Genomic DNA, 14,227 nt, shown 5'->3' on the forward strand with positions numbered 1-14,227 from the left:
GCCCTTTGCTTGCGGACCTTGTTGTCCCCCATCCCAGCCACAGGAAGCGGGCGGCATCACGGCGCCTTCAGGTGCCTCTTGGTTTCGCCCGCGTGGTCGGTGGAGCCTGCGAAGGGTCTTCGGGCCAGGGATGCTTGGGATAGCGCCCGCGCATGTCCGCCCGCACGTCCCGCCAGGAGCCACGCCAGAATTGCGGCAGGTCCTTGGTCATCTGGATGGGCCGATGGGCGGGGGAGAGCAAGGCCAAGGTAAGGGGCACCCGCCCGCCGGCGATGGCCGGGTGTACGGTGAGGCCGAACATCTCCTGCACCCGCACCGACACGGCCGGCCCGCCTTCCGCCCCATAATCGATGGGCAGGCGCGAGCCGGTGGGCGCCTCGAAATGGGTGGGCGCCTCCGCTTCCAAGCGGCGGGTCAGCTCATAGGGCAGAAGCGCGTGCAGGGCGTTGGAGAGGTCTCCCGCCGTGATGTCGGAAAGGGACGTGCGCCCCTCCAGATAGGGCGCGAGCCAGTCCTCCGGCGCCTCGCCGAGGGCGGCATCGGAGAGGTCCGGCCAGGGCTCGCCCTCGGCCGCGCGCAGGAAAAGCACCCGGTCGCGCCATTGGGAGAGCGCCGCGCTCCAGGGCAAACGGACAAGGCCCAGCCCCACCACGCCCCGCGCCAGCGTCGCCGCCGTCTCCGGCCCCTGCGGCACGGGGCGGGGGCGGTCCGCCAGCACCAGGGACCGCAGGCGCCGCGTCTCCCGCGCCCGCACCGCGGCGGCTTCCGCATCGAAAGCCACCTCGATGCCGCTGGTAATGTCGGCGGCGAACAGGCGTTCCAGTTCGTCCGCCTCCAAGGCGGCGGCCAGCGTGATGCGGGCGGCCTCGGCCCGGCCGGAGATCTCGGCCACCGCCAGAAAAGGCGCACGGGCCAGCGCGGCGGAGGGTTCCATCACCCCGCCCCTTCCATTGGCCAGGAGAAAGCGGGTGCCATCGCCCCGGCCCTTGGCGACGCGATCCGGGAAGGCCAGCGCCAGGAGGCCGGCGGGCGAGGCGCCCTGCGCCAGGGAAAGGCGCCCCTCCCCTGCCCCGCGCCTGGCGCTCTCCGCCCAGCGATCGGCAAGCCGGCGGGCATCGTCCGCCCGTCGGGAACGCTCGCGCCGGAAGCCGTCCAGGCGATGGAGAAGGTCGACGCCATCGCCGCCCAGGCCGCGCTCCACCAGAAGGGCGGCGATCTCCGCCGCCTCCTGCGCCAGGCCCGCATCGGCACCGGCAATCACCATATGGGAGAGGCGCGGCGGCAAGGGCAGGCGCGCCATGCGCCGGCCGAGCGGCGTCACCGCGCCATCGGCGTGAAGCGCGCCCAGCAGCACCAGCAGCGCCTTGGCCTCGGCCAGAGCCGGGACGGGCGGCGGATCGAGAAAGGCGAGGCTGCGCGCATCGCGCACGCCCCAGGCGGCCAGATCCAGCACCAAGCCGGTCAAGTCGGCGGCGAGAATTTCCGGCGTCGCGAAAGGCTGGAGGCTCGCCGTCTCCCCCTCGCCCCACAGGCGATAGCAGATGCCCGGCTCGGTGCGCCCGGCGCGGCCCCGCCTTTGGTCGGCGGCGGCGCGGGAGACGCGCACGGTCTCAAGCCGCGTCAGGCCCACATCGGGCTCGAAGCGGGGTACGCGGGCAAGGCCCCCATCCACCACCACCCGCACGCCCTCGATGGTCAGGCTGGTCTCGGCGATGGAGGTGGCGAGCACCACCTTGCGCGTGCCGGTCGGCGCGGGCAGCACGGCCCGGTCCTGCTCGGCGGCGTCCAGCGCGCCATAAAGGGGCACGATGGCCACGTCCCTGTCGCGCACGCGCTCGCGCAGAAGGGTTTCGGTCCGGCGGATCTCCCCCGCGCCGGGCAGGAAGGCGAGGATCGAGCCGCGCTCGGCCCCGAGCGCCCGCACCACCGCATCGGCCACCTGACGGTCGATGGGCGCGCGCGGATCGCGGCCGAGATAGAAGGTCTCCACGGGAAAGGCCCGCCCTTCGCTCTCGATCACCGGCGCCGGGGCGCTCTCTCCGCCCAGCAAGGCGGCCACGCGGGCGCCGTCGAGGGTGGCGGACATGGCGAGCAGCCGCAAATCTTCCCGAAGGCCGCCTTGGGCATCGAGCGCCAAAGCAAGCCCCAGGTCCGCGTCGAGGGAACGCTCGTGATATTCGTCGAACAGCACGGCGGCGATGCCGGACAATTCGGGATCGTCCAGGATCATGCGGGTGAAGACGCCTTCCGTCACCACCTCGATGCGGGTGCGGCGGGAGACCTCCGCCTTCAGGCGCACCCGATAGCCGACGCGCTCGCCCACCTTCTCGCGCAGCGTCTGGGCCATGCGGGTGGCAGCGGCACGGGCGGCGAGGCGGCGTGGCTCCAGCACCAGGATCTTGCGCCCGGCGACCCAGGGCTCGTCCATGAGGGCAAGCGGCACCCGCGTGGTCTTGCCGGCGCCGGGGGGCGCCACCAGGACGGCGTTCGGCCCCCGCTTGAGCGTCTCGCGCAAGGGTTCCAGAACGGCATCGATGGGCAGGCGGGTATCGAACATGGGACCGGGACGATGGGTCGGCGGGGCGCGTCCTGTAGCATGGCGGGGGGCACGGCCGAAATGGGTCCGAAACCCAGCCGACCGCCCGGGTGCGGGGCGACAAATGCCGCCACGTCGCTTATCTAGGGAGCGAACGAACCGTCGGCGCACCCGCTGCGTCGCGGATCGAACGGGTTTCTCCTTCAAGCCTTCGGAGGGCGGATTGCCCCCGACGGCGCAGACACATCCGGCTGGCGCATGTCCACTGTTCCCTCTTCGCTTACCGACAAGGTCCGCACCTTCACCCTCGACAGCGGCATCGTTCATTCCGGCTTTCTGGGCGGGACCTGCGTGCTGGTGGAGGATGCGGGCGCCGCGACCCTCGTGGGGGCAGACCTCGCCAAGGTGACGCTCCATGACGGCGTGCCGCTGGAGGTGGCCGGCAACGGGCGCCGCCTCGTCAGCGGCGGCGATGACGGCAAGGTGGTGGAACTGGCCACCGACGGCACGGTGACGACCCTTGCCACCCACAAGGCCCGCTGGGTGGACCATGTGGCCCTGGGGCCGGATGGCATCACCGCCTATTCGGTGGGAAAGACCGCCCACATGATCTCCCCCAAGGGCGAGCCGCGCCAGTTGGAGGTGGGCTCCACCGTCGGCGGCCTTGCCTTCGCCCACAAGGGCATCCGCCTGGCGGTGGCCCATTATGGCGGCGTGACGCTTTGGTTCCCGAATGCGCCGGGCTCCAAGCCCGAGACACTGGGCTGGAAGGGCTCGCACCTGGGGGTGGTGTTCAGCCCCGACAACCGCTTCGTCATCACCACCATGCAGGAGGCCGCGCTCCATGGCTGGCGGGTGGTGGATGGCGGCCACATGCGCATGACCGGCTATCCCAGCCGCGTGAAGTCGTTTGAATTCACCGCCGACGGCAAGTGGCTGGCCTCGTCCGGCTCCACGGAAGTGATCCTGTGGCCGTTCCAGTCCAAGGAAGGCCCCATGGGCAAGCAGCCCTCCATGTTGGCCCCCTCCACCACCGGCAAGGTGACGCAGGTGGCCTGCCATCCCAAGGACCCGGTGCTGGCCGCGGGCTTCGAGGACGGCATGGTGCTGATGGTGCGCATCTCGGATGGCGCGGAGATCCTCCTGCGCAAGCCCGACGCCACGCCGGTAACCGCCATCGGCTGGCGGGCAGATGGCGGGGCGGTGGCGTTCGGCACCGCCTCGGGCAGTGCCGGCTTGCTGGAATTCTGAAGGACGGCCCTTCGCGCGGTACGATGCTCCGCCGCGGGGGCTTTTTTTATACGGTGGCGGTGCGCGCCACGGGATCGCGTCTCGGGGCTGTCACGCGGGCCAGCTATGGGCTAACCTCATGGTCATCTCGCGGTTGCGAGATGACGTTGCGGACGGCACCCTCCGGCCGCACCACCCGTTCCGGTCGGATGGAGTTCGGAGTTCCTCATGAAGATCGAAGACGTTCGCCGCACTGCTTATTCCATGCCGCTGACGAACCCTGCGTTCCCGAAGGGACCCTATCGGTTCTTCGACCGGGAATTCATGATTATCACCTATCGCACCGACATCGAGGCGCTGCGCAAGGTGGTCCCCGAGCCGCTCGAAGTGTTCGAGCCGATAGTCAAGTATGAATTCATTCGCATGCCCGACTCCACCGGCTTCGGCGACTATACCGAGACCGGACAGGTCATCCCGGTGAAGTTCAATGGCGTGGAGGGCGGCTATGTGCACTCCATGTATCTGGACGACGAGGCGCCCATCGCCGGCGGCCGCGAATTGTGGGGCTTCCCCAAGAAGTATGCCCATCCCAAGATGGAAGTGGAGAAGGACGTCCTCACCGGCCGCCTCCATTATGGCAAGACGCTCTGCGCCGAGGCCACCATGGGCTACAAGCACGTGGCCGCCGACAAGGACGCCGTGCTGAAGGCGCTGAAGGCGCCCAACTACATGATTAAGATCATCCCCCATGTGGACGCCACGCCCCGCATCTGCGAGCTGGTGCGCTATTATCTGGAGGATATCGACCTTAAGGAATGCTGGGTCGGACCCGGCGCCCTCGGCCTCTACCCCCATGTCATCTGCGATGTGGCCCGCCTGCCGGTGCTGGAGATCGTCTCCGCCCTGCACCTGCGCGCCGACCTGACGCTGGGCATGGGCGAGGTCATCTACGACTATCTGGCCGAGCCCAAGTGAGCTGAACCAGTGAAGCTGAACCAGTGAAGCTGAGCTAGTGAAGCCGGGCTAAAGTGACGTTGAGTGTCTGAGACCGAGTGTCTGGGGCGGCGACGGCCGGGGCGTTCCGATGCCACGCCGGTCCGCCTGAGGCGACCTTGAACCCGGGGGTGGCGGGCCCATGCGCCCGCCGCTCCCATTCCATGATCGTTGCAGGTCCCCGCAGACCGCGCCTGCCGCGCGGGCGGGAGGATGCCAGGAAACGAGGAACAGATGAGCACGCGTCTGGATCACAATCCGCAGGAAATCGCCGCTCTCGTTCACGATTATGACCGGGTCGCGCTGGTCTTCCAGGGCGGCGGGGCGCTGGGCGCCTACCAGGCCGGCGTCTACGAGGCCCTTTCCAATGCGGGAGCCGAGCCCAACTGGATCTCGGGCGTTTCCATCGGTGCCATCAACTCGGCCATCATCGCCGGCAACACGCCGGAAAACCGGGTGCCGCGCCTGCGCGAATTCTGGGAAACGGTCTCGGGGCGCAAATTCTTCCCCTTCACGCCCGAAGGCGACCTGTTCCGCGCCATGCGCAACCAGATGAGCGCGCTGGCCACCATCGGCCTCGGCCAGCCCGGCTTCTTCCGCCCCCGCTGGCCCAATCCCTGGCTGCTGCCCACCGGCGCCGAGGGCGCTACCAGCCTCTACGACACCTCGCCCCTGCGCGAGACGTTGCTGCGCCTGGTGGATTTCGACCTCATCAACAACGGCCAGAAGCGCTTTTCGGTCGGCGCGTCCAACGTGCGCACCGGCAACTTCATCTATTTCGACAACACCACCCACCGCATCGGACCCGAGCATGTGATGGCCTCCGGCGCCCTGCCGCCGGCCTTCCCGGCCATCCGCATCGACGGGGAATATTATTGGGACGGCGGCGTGGTCTCCAACACGCCCCTGCAATGGCTCCTGGACCAGCCCGACCATCCGGCCACCCTGGTGTTCCAGGTGGACCTGTTCAGCGCCCGCGGTGAACTGCCCCGCGACATGTATGACGTGATCGAGCGCCAGAAGGACATCGGCTATTCCAGCCGCACGCGCTACACCACCGACCTGTTCCGCCGGGTGCAGGAGATGCGCACCCAGCACGCCCAGACGGTGCTGCGCATCCCCGAGCAATTGCGCACGGAGGAAGACCAGCGGGTGCTGGACGATTACGCCAATTCCGGCCCGGTCAACATCTGCCACCTGATCTATCAGGAAAAAGAATACGAGCGGGACTTCAAGGACTACGAATTCTCCGGCACCTCCATGCGCGATCATTGGCAGGCCGGCATTGAGGACACCATGCGCACCTTGCGCCACCGCGAATGGCTCCGCCGCCCGCCGAAGGAAGCCTCCGTGGTGGTGCACGACGTGCACCGCATCGACGACTGAACTCGCGTCCACGCGACAAAAAGGGCCCGCCGGCATGTTCCGGCGGGCCCTTTCATTTTGCGTTGCCGTCAGATCAGGACGGCGCGGGCAAGCATATGAAGGCCGAGCAGCGCAAGGCCGGCGAAGAAGCAGCGCCGGAAGGCGGCGGGAGAGACTTTCAGGCGCAGCCGGCGGCCGATTTCCATGCCGGCCACCGCGGGCACCAGCGCGGCCAGCGAGGCCAGCATCATGGTGGGGTCGGAAAAGGGCGCCCCCTGCCCCATCAGCGCAAAGCCCAGCGCGAAAGTGGAGACGGCAAAGCCCAGCCCCAGCGCCTGCACCAATTCTTCCTTGGGCATGTCCAGGGACTGGAGATAGGGCGCCATGGGCATCACCGTGACGCCGGTGGTACCGGTGAGCAGGCCCGAAGTGAAGCCCGCCACCGGGGAAAGCCAGGGCTCCAGCGCCGGCGGCGTCTTCAGATGCAGGTTCATGAGGCCCATGACCCCATAGACGGTCAGCGTCAGGCCCAGGATGCCCGGCGCCAGATGAGATTCCAGCCCGCCCATCACCAGCCCGCCCAGGAGTGTGCCGGCCACGACAGTCAGGATCATCGCCCAGAAGCGCCGCACCGTATGGGCGAGGCGCGGGCCGGTGGCGAGTTGCACCACATTGGAAATGGCCGCCGGCACCACGATCAGCGCCGCCGCCTGGGCGGGCGGCATGACCAGGCACAACAGCCCCACACCGACAGTGGGCATGCCCATGGCAATGAGGCCCTTCACCATGCCCGCGAAGACGAGCACGGCGACGATGAAAGCCAAGGTGGTTTCGGGGATGGTCAGGGGAAAGGCCATGGCGTTGGGCACATGAGAGGGAGCAGTGGGGCGGTCCGTTCTGCTCTAAGGCCGGCGTGGACTTGCAACAATGCGGAAGATACGGCCTTATCCTTCGCCTTATCCGTAGGATGTGCCGGACGGACCTCATGCGCTTCGACCCTGCAGACCTGCGCCTGTTCCTCTCGGTGGTGGAGACCGGCTCCATCACCGCCGGCGCAGAGCGCGCGCATCTCGCCCTTGCCTCCGCCTCCGCCCGCATCAAGGGCATGGAGGAGGCCATCGGCACCGCGCTTCTCACCCGCAGCCGGGCGGGGGCGGTGCCCACCCCGGCGGGCGAGGCCCTCGCCCATCATGCCCGGCTGATCCTCGACCAGACCGAGCGCATGCGCGGGGAGCTGGCCCGATACGGGCGCGGGCTGAAGGGTCATGTGCGGCTGTGGTGCAACACGGCGGCCCTGGGCGGGCGGCTCCATGGCGACCTCGCCACCTTCCTCACCGCCCATCCGGACGTGGACCTGGACCTCTCCGAGCAGCCCAGCCGCCAGATCACCCTCGCCTTGGCGCAGGGGCTCATTCATCTCGGCATCGGCTCCGATGCGGTGGACACGCGCGGCCTGGAACTGTCGCCTTATGGCGAAGACCGGCTCGTGGCGGTGCTGCCCCCGGGCCATCCCTTGGCAGAGCGCCCCGCCGTGCGGTTCGCAGATCTCCTCGCGGAACCCTTCGTCGGCCTGCCGCCGGGCAATGCCATGCAGGAACTGGTAGGCCGTCAGGCCCTGCGCACCGGCGCCGCGCCCAAGTATCGGGTGCGGGTGAACGGCTTTGAGCCGGTGGCGGTGATGGTGGCGGCGGGTGTTGGGGTGGCCGTGCTGCCGGAAGCGGCGGCCCTGCGCCTTGCGCAGGGCGGCGCCATCGCGGTGCGCCCCCTGGACGAGCCCTGGACGCGACGGCGCCTCGTCCTCTGTGTGCGCGCCCGCGCCACATTGCCCGCCTTCGCCCGCGAATTGCTGGAGCACCTGGAGGCGCGGGCCGCAGCCTGAGCGATCAAGACCGGACGGTCGCGCGCGGCGACCTGACCGGCCGGTGACGCCCTCAGAACTCCACGTCCAGCTCTTCCAGCTCCTCAGGCTCCGCCTTGGCGCCCTCGATCCACTCCAGCATCAGCGGCAGGGCCATGATGCGGTCGCGATAGGCGGCGCAGGCCGCATCCAAGGGCACGTCATAGGTGGTGAAGCGCGAGCAGACCGGAGCAAACATGGCGTCCGCCAGCGTGGGACGCGCGCCCATCAGGAACGGCCCGCCATGGGCGGCAAAGCAGCCGCGCCAGATGGCCACGATCCGTTCGATGTCCGCCCGCGCGCCCGCCCACACCTTGAAGCCGGGATAGCGGCCCTTGATGTTCATGGGCAGGGCCGAGCGCATGTTGGCAAAGCCGGAATGCATCTCGCCCGAAATGGACAGGCAGTGCGCGCGCGCCGCCCGGTCGTCCGGCAGCAGGCCCGCCTGGGGGAACACTTCGTTGAGATAGGAGGCAATCGCCAGCGTGTCCCACACCGTCACGCCCTCATGCACCAGGCGGGGCACCAAGAAGGAGGGAGACAGCAGCAGAAGCTCCGCCTTGGCGGAGGGATCGTCCACGGGGACGCGCTCCTCCTGGAAGGACAGGCCGGCCATCTTGCACAGCAGCCAACCCCGAAGCGACCACGAGGAATAATTCTTGCTGGAAATGGTCAGCGTGCTCATGCCGGGCCCCGATTTTCGCCGCGAGGATCAATCTTAGCGGTTGCATGTTGCATTGCACCACCCCCCGCTTCAATATCTAGTTTAGAGGGCTTTACAGGTACATCCGAACCGCGTCAGGGGGAAGGCGAAATTATGAAAATCTCCCAACGACTTAGATCCTACCAGACGACACCGGGGCGTGTCGCCCCCTAACGGGCCGGGCGAGACGTTTGACCGCAAGGTAAGAAAAATCGCGGCCGCGGACGCAGTCCGACACGGCCGAAAGGCGCAGGATCCCATGATGTACCTAGCCTACCAGACCCAGGCCGACCTGATGGAGCCCATCCGTTTCGGGGCAAAAATGGCGCGCCGCATGCTGGACAGCCCGTTCATGGGCCTGCTCAGCGGCAACAGCGGCATCCGCCATCTCTCGGCGGCCTATGAGATGGTCGAGCGCGCAGCGCTTTCCCATGCCCGCCTGCCCTTCCACATCGACACCACCACGGTGGGCAATCGGGATGTGGAGGTGGTGGAGGAGAATGTCTATCGCCTGCCCTTCGGCACGCTGCTGCACTTCAAGAAAGACGTGGACGTGCCCCAGCCCCGGGTGCTGGTGGTGGCCCCGCTCTCGGGCCATTTCGCGACCCTCCTGGTGGGTACCGTGCGCACCCTCCTGCCGGACCACGACGTCTATATCACCGACTGGCACAATGCCCGCGACGTGAGCCTGGACGAAGGCCCGTTCGCCTTCGACGACTATGTGGAACACGTCATCAAGTTCCTGGAATTCATGGGGCCGGGCTCGCACCTGCTGGCGGTGTGCCAGCCCTGCGTCCAGGCGCTGGTGGCTGCCGCCGTAATGGCGCAGGAGGACAATCCCGCCCAGCCGCGCAGCATGACGCTGATGGCCGGGCCCATCGACTGTCGCATCAATCCCACCAAGGTGAACGAGCTCGCCACCTCCAAGCCCATGTCCTGGTTCGAGCGCAACCTCATCGCCACCGTGCCGCCGGGCTTTGCCGGCAGCGGGCGCAAGGTCTATCCGGGCTTCGTGCAGCTTTCCGCCTTCGTCTCCATGAATCTCGGGCGCCACATGAAGGCGCATTTTGAGCTGTACGAGAACCTCGCGGCCGGCGATCTGGAAAAAGCGGAGACCACCAAGGTCTTCTATGACGAATATTTCGCCGTCCTCGACCTTGCCGCCGAGTTCTACCTGGAGACGGTGCAATATGTGTTCCAGGAATATCGCCTGCCTAAGGGCGAATTGACCTATCGCGGCAATCCCATCGACTTCAAGGCCATCCGCCGCACCGCCCTCCTCACGGTGGAAGGCGAGCGGGACGACATCTGCTCCATCGGCCAGACGGTGGCGGCGCAGGACATCTGCTCCAGCCTGCGGCCCCACCGCAAGCGCCACCACATGCAGGCCGGCGTTGGCCATTACGGCGTGTTCAGCGGCCGCAAATGGGCGGGCCAGGTCTATCCGCTGGTGCGCAACCACATCCTCGCCAGCGACTGATCCCGCCGCCCGGGACGTGTCCCGGGCGTTGGCTGTCCGCTGTCAGCGCAGGGGCGGCGGCCCGGCCAGCGGCCCGCGCGAGAAGTCCTGGTGGACCTGGTAATATTTCACCGGGTCGATGCGCGAGACCCCCTCTTCATAGGGCTCGTCATTGGCGATGACGCCGCAGACCACCAGCGACACCACCAAGGTGGCGCCCAGCGTCATGATGATGAGCAGCCGCAACTGGCCGGAATGCACCACCGCCACCGCCAGGATGAGCAGGAGACCCAGGCTCATGGTCTGGTAGAGCTTGGTGTAGCTCACATGATGGATGGCGATGTCGATGCGCTGGGTGCGGCTGGTGAAGGCCTGGCGCACCAACTCGTCGATCTCCAGCGGCGCCAGGCCGACCCCATCCGTCACCTTATATTGGCCGACCTGGGCAATGATGTCGTACAGCAGCTCGCGGGCCTTCACGCTGGTTTCATTATAAGGATCAGTCATCTTCTCAAGGATCGGCCATTCCCGCTCCAACACAAGCCGCCCGTAATCGCGGATGTCCTGCCGGATATTGTCGCCGATGGGAGAGCCCAGGCCGTCGGCCAGCACCCAGATCTCCGAAAGCGCCCGCGCTTCTTCGTTCACCGCCCGCAAGGCGGCGGATTCATTGTCCCACACATCGGCGCCCAGAAAGGCGGCGGTGAGGCCGAAAATGGCCCCGAGGGGACTGAAGACCGAGGCTGAGACGCCGGCAAAGGCATTCGGCGCGCGCTTGCGAACCGCGTGGACGCAATAGACCACGACAGCCGCATAGCAGAGCATGAACAGCGTAAGGACAAGAACCTCCTGATCGGAGGGAAGTGAATCCACCCACTGCAACACATTCATGACAACACCGCTCCACCCGCACCTGCGCAATTGTGCGGAGGCCCCGTGAACCTCATGTGTCAGCGGGACTTACCCTTCGCATCCGCCCGCGGCTTTTCGATCTTCTTTCGTTTTATGGCTTCCAGGGTGTTGACGGCGCGGTCCCGCCTCAGCATGGTGCCGGCGGCCACATTGGTGTTGGCATTTGGAGGAGTATCGAAAATTATGAGCGATTGGCCGGTTCACGCGACCATCGACGGCCCCATCGTAATGATCGGCTTCGGCTCGATCGGGCGCGGAACCCTGCCGCTGATCGAGCGGCACTTCGACTTCGATCGATCCCGCTTCGTGGTGATCGACCCGGTGGACGACGACCGCAAGCTCCTGGACGCGCGCGGCATTCGCTACATCAAGGCGGAAGTGACCGCCGAAAACTATCGCGACCTCCTCACCCCCCTGCTGACGGCGGGCGGCGGGCGCGGCTTCTGCGTCAATCTCTCGGTGGACGTGTCCTCCGTGGCGGTGATGGAGCTGTGCCGCGAGCTCGGCTGCCTTTATATCGACACCGTCATCGAGCCCTGGAAGGGCTTCTATTTCGACGAGACGCTCGGCCCGGCCGCGCGCACCAATTATGCGCTGCGCGAAGGGCTGCTGGACGCCCGCCGCCGTTCGCCGGGCGGCCCCACCGCCGTGTCCACCTGCGGCGCCAATCCGGGCATGGTGTCCTGGTTCGTCAAGCAGGCGCTGCTGAACATCGCCAAGGACATCGGCCTTGAGCGGCCCGAGCCCACCACCCGCGAGGAATGGGCGCGCCTGGCCCAGGCGCTGGGCGTCAAGGGCATCCACATTGCCGAGCGCGACACGCAGCGCGCCCGCGATCCCAAGCCCCGCGACGTGTTCGTCAACACCTGGTCGGTGGAAGGCTTCGTCTCCGAGGGCCTCCAGCCGGCGGAGCTGGGCTGGGGCACGAACGAAAAGGAAATGCCGCCGGAAGGGCGCACCCATGAGGGCGGCTGCGGCGCGGCCATCTATCTCATGCGTCCCGGCGCGGAAACCCGCGTGCGCTCCTGGACGCCCACCCCCGGGCCGCAATATGCCTTCCTCGTCACCCATAACGAGGCCATCTCGATCGCCGACTATCTGACGGTGCGCGAGGGCGACAAGGCGGTCTACCGGCCCACCTGCCACTATGCCTACCACCCCTCGAACGATGCCGTGCTCTCGCTGCACGAAATGTTCGGCTCCGGCGGGCGCATGCAGAGCGACTGGAAGATCCTGGACGAGCATGAGATCGTCGACGGCAGCGACGAGCTGGGCGTGCTGATCTATGGCCACGCCAAGAATGCCTATTGGTTCGGCTCGCAGCTCTCCATCGAGGAAGCCCGCCAGCTCGCCCCCTACCAGAACGCCACCGGCCTTCAGGTGACCTCCGCCGTGCTGGCCGGCATGGTGTGGGCCCTGGAGAACCCGGAGGCCGGCATCGTGGAAGCCGATGAGCTGGACTTCCGCCGCTGCCTGGAAGTGCAGACCCCCTATCTCGGCCCGGTGATCGGCACCTATACGGACTGGACGCCCCTGACCGAGCGGGTCAAGTTCTTCCCCGAGGATCTCGACCTGGACGATCCCTGGCAGTTCAAGAACATCCTGGTGCGCTGAGCCGCACCGTCAAGACCCGCGCGGCCCCTTGCGGGCCGCGCCTTCAGCGCCCGCCTCCCGGCGGGCGCTTTTGTTTTGGGGGCGTGGGGGGCCGGATGCCGGCCCCCTCCCCTCACAAGATGGTGCCGTGGAGGAACAGCCAGGCCACCGAGAAATAGATCACGATGCCGGTCACATCCACCAGGGTGGCCACGAACGGGGCCGAGGCGGTGGCGGGGTCGAAGCCCAGGCGCTTCAGCGCGAACGGCAGCATGGACCCCGACAGCGAGCCGAAGGTGACGATGCCGATGAGCGCCACGCCGATGGTGATCGACAGCAGCACCCAGTGCTCGCCATAGTCGAAGATGCCGGCTTCCTGCCAGATGGCGATGCGGGCGATGCCGATGACGCCGAGGATGGAGCCCAGCACCACGCCGGTGGGCAGTTCGCGGAACGCCACCCGCCACCAGTCGCGCAAGCGCAATTGCTGGAGCGCCAGGGCGCGGATGATGAGGGAGGTGGCCTGCGACCCCGAATTGCCGCCCGAGCTCATGACGAGCGGAATGAACAGCGCCAGCACGATGGCCTTCTCCAATTCATCGGAGAACACCTGCATGGCCGAGGTGGTGAGCATTTCGGAGAGGAACAGCACACACAGCCAGCCGGCGCGCTTGCGGATCATCTCGCCGAAGCTGATCTGCAGATAGGGCTCATGAATATGCTCCATGCCGCCCATGCGCTGCACGTCCTCGGTCTGCACGTCGATCATGGCGTCGATCATGTCGTCGAAGGTGCAGATGCCGATGATGTGGCCGGTGGTATCCACCACAGGCACGGCCAGGAGGTCGTACTTGGCGATCAGCCGGGCCACGTCCGCACGGTCCGCCAGGGCATTGGCGGTGATGGGGGCGTAGGTCGGCGCCAGCGAGAGGATGGGGGCGGCCGGATCGGCGGTGATGAGCGCGCGCAGCTTCACCACATTCACCAGGCGACGGCTCACGGGGTCCAGGAGATAGATGGCGTAGATGGTCTCGCGGGAGGATTCCACCTCGCGCAGATGGGTCAGCGTCTGCTGCACCGTCCAGTCGCTGGGCACGCTGACGAACTCCGTCGTCATGATGGAGCCGGCGGAATTGTGCGGATAGGTGAGCAGCCGGTCGATGCCGGCGCGGGTATCAGGGGTGAGGCGATCCTTCAGTTCGGAGCGCTTGGGCTCGCCGATCCAGCGCAGAAGGTCGGCCACCCGGTCGGAGGACATGCGCTCCATCAGGTGGGCGGCCTTGTCCCCCGGCAATTCCTCCATCACCTCGCACGCCCACACGAAGTCGGGCTGGTCCATCAGCTCCACCGCCCAATCCTCGGGCAGGCGCTCCATGAACTGGACCGCCTCCTCGAGGGACTTGCGGTTCAACAGCTCCACGATGTCGGCCACATGGTGGGAGGCGAGCGAACTCGGCGCGGCCGAAATCGCGGCTGTATCGATCGGATCCTGCTTCATCCCTGGTCCCCAGTCCGCCCCGCACGCGCGGGGCCCCTGCA

At 67.3% G+C, this 14,227-nt stretch carries 11 protein-coding genes; 6 read left to right on the forward strand and 5 right to left on the reverse strand.

What is annotated here, in order from left to right; all coding sequences use genetic code 11:
- Nucleotides 1–67: 67 nt before the first annotated feature.
- Nucleotides 68–2,557, reverse strand: coding sequence for an ATP-dependent helicase HrpB (hrpB, locus tag ACT54L_RS00590; protein WP_476083598.1), 2,490 nt, complete (start codon nt 2,555–2,557; stop codon nt 68–70).
- Nucleotides 2,558–2,794: 237 nt separating this feature from the next.
- Here hrpB and ACT54L_RS00595 point away from each other — a divergent pair, with 237 nt between their 5' ends.
- From ACT54L_RS00595 to ACT54L_RS00605, 3 genes are all read left to right on the forward strand, one after another.
- Nucleotides 2,795–3,787: a WD40 repeat domain-containing protein gene (locus tag ACT54L_RS00595; RefSeq protein ID WP_476083599.1), complete on the forward strand. Its 993-nt coding sequence runs from the start codon at nt 2,795–2,797 to the stop codon at nt 3,785–3,787.
- A gap of 207 nt (nt 3,788–3,994) precedes the next feature.
- A complete protein-coding gene (locus ACT54L_RS00600) occupies nt 3,995–4,741 on the forward strand; it encodes an acetoacetate decarboxylase (protein WP_476083600.1) in 747 nt (248 codons plus the stop codon).
- A gap of 252 nt (nt 4,742–4,993) precedes the next feature.
- Complete coding sequence (locus tag ACT54L_RS00605; protein ID WP_476083601.1) at nt 4,994–6,145, forward strand: patatin-like phospholipase family protein; 1,152 nt, start codon at nt 4,994–4,996, stop codon at nt 6,143–6,145.
- A gap of 68 nt (nt 6,146–6,213) precedes the next feature.
- Here the strand turns inward: ACT54L_RS00605 and ACT54L_RS00610 are convergent, their stop codons facing one another.
- The gene (locus tag ACT54L_RS00610) at nt 6,214–6,981 is read right to left on the reverse strand and encodes a sulfite exporter TauE/SafE family protein (protein ID WP_476083602.1); all 768 of its coding nucleotides are present in this window, start codon (nt 6,979–6,981) and stop codon (nt 6,214–6,216) included.
- A 128-nt stretch (nt 6,982–7,109) separates the two neighbouring features.
- On the opposite strand from ACT54L_RS00610, the gene ACT54L_RS00615 reads away from it, so the two are divergent.
- Nucleotides 7,110–8,003: a LysR family transcriptional regulator gene (locus tag ACT54L_RS00615; RefSeq protein WP_476083603.1), complete on the forward strand. Its 894-nt coding sequence runs from the start codon at nt 7,110–7,112 to the stop codon at nt 8,001–8,003.
- Nucleotides 8,004–8,055: 52 nt separating this feature from the next.
- Here ACT54L_RS00615 and ACT54L_RS00620 read toward each other — a convergent pair whose 3' ends face one another.
- Nucleotides 8,056–8,706 (reverse strand): glutathione S-transferase family protein, encoded by a 651-nt coding sequence (locus ACT54L_RS00620; RefSeq protein WP_476083604.1) that lies wholly within the window; start codon nt 8,704–8,706, stop codon nt 8,056–8,058.
- Nucleotides 8,707–8,983: 277 nt separating this feature from the next.
- Here ACT54L_RS00620 and ACT54L_RS00625 point away from each other — a divergent pair, with 277 nt between their 5' ends.
- Nucleotides 8,984–10,204: a polyhydroxyalkanoate depolymerase gene (locus ACT54L_RS00625; protein ID WP_476083605.1), complete on the forward strand. Its 1,221-nt coding sequence runs from the start codon at nt 8,984–8,986 to the stop codon at nt 10,202–10,204.
- 42 nt (nt 10,205–10,246) lie between these two features.
- Here ACT54L_RS00625 and ACT54L_RS00630 read toward each other — a convergent pair whose 3' ends face one another.
- Nucleotides 10,247–11,074: a bestrophin-like domain gene (locus ACT54L_RS00630; protein ID WP_476083606.1), complete on the reverse strand. Its 828-nt coding sequence runs from the start codon at nt 11,072–11,074 to the stop codon at nt 10,247–10,249.
- A gap of 204 nt (nt 11,075–11,278) precedes the next feature.
- Between ACT54L_RS00630 and ACT54L_RS00635 the strand changes: the two genes are divergently transcribed.
- Nucleotides 11,279–12,709 carry a homospermidine synthase gene (locus ACT54L_RS00635; protein WP_476083607.1) on the forward strand — a complete coding sequence of 477 codons (1,431 nt, stop codon included), beginning with the start codon at nt 11,279–11,281 and terminating at the stop codon, nt 12,707–12,709.
- Between the two features lie 112 nt (nt 12,710–12,821).
- Here the strand turns inward: ACT54L_RS00635 and mgtE are convergent, their stop codons facing one another.
- The gene (mgtE, locus tag ACT54L_RS00640; protein WP_476083608.1) at nt 12,822–14,186 is read right to left on the reverse strand and encodes a magnesium transporter; all 1,365 of its coding nucleotides are present in this window, start codon (nt 14,184–14,186) and stop codon (nt 12,822–12,824) included.
- Nucleotides 14,187–14,227: the final 41 nt, after the last annotated feature.

Source organism: Aquabacter sp. DMC10 (assembly GCF_056314145.1).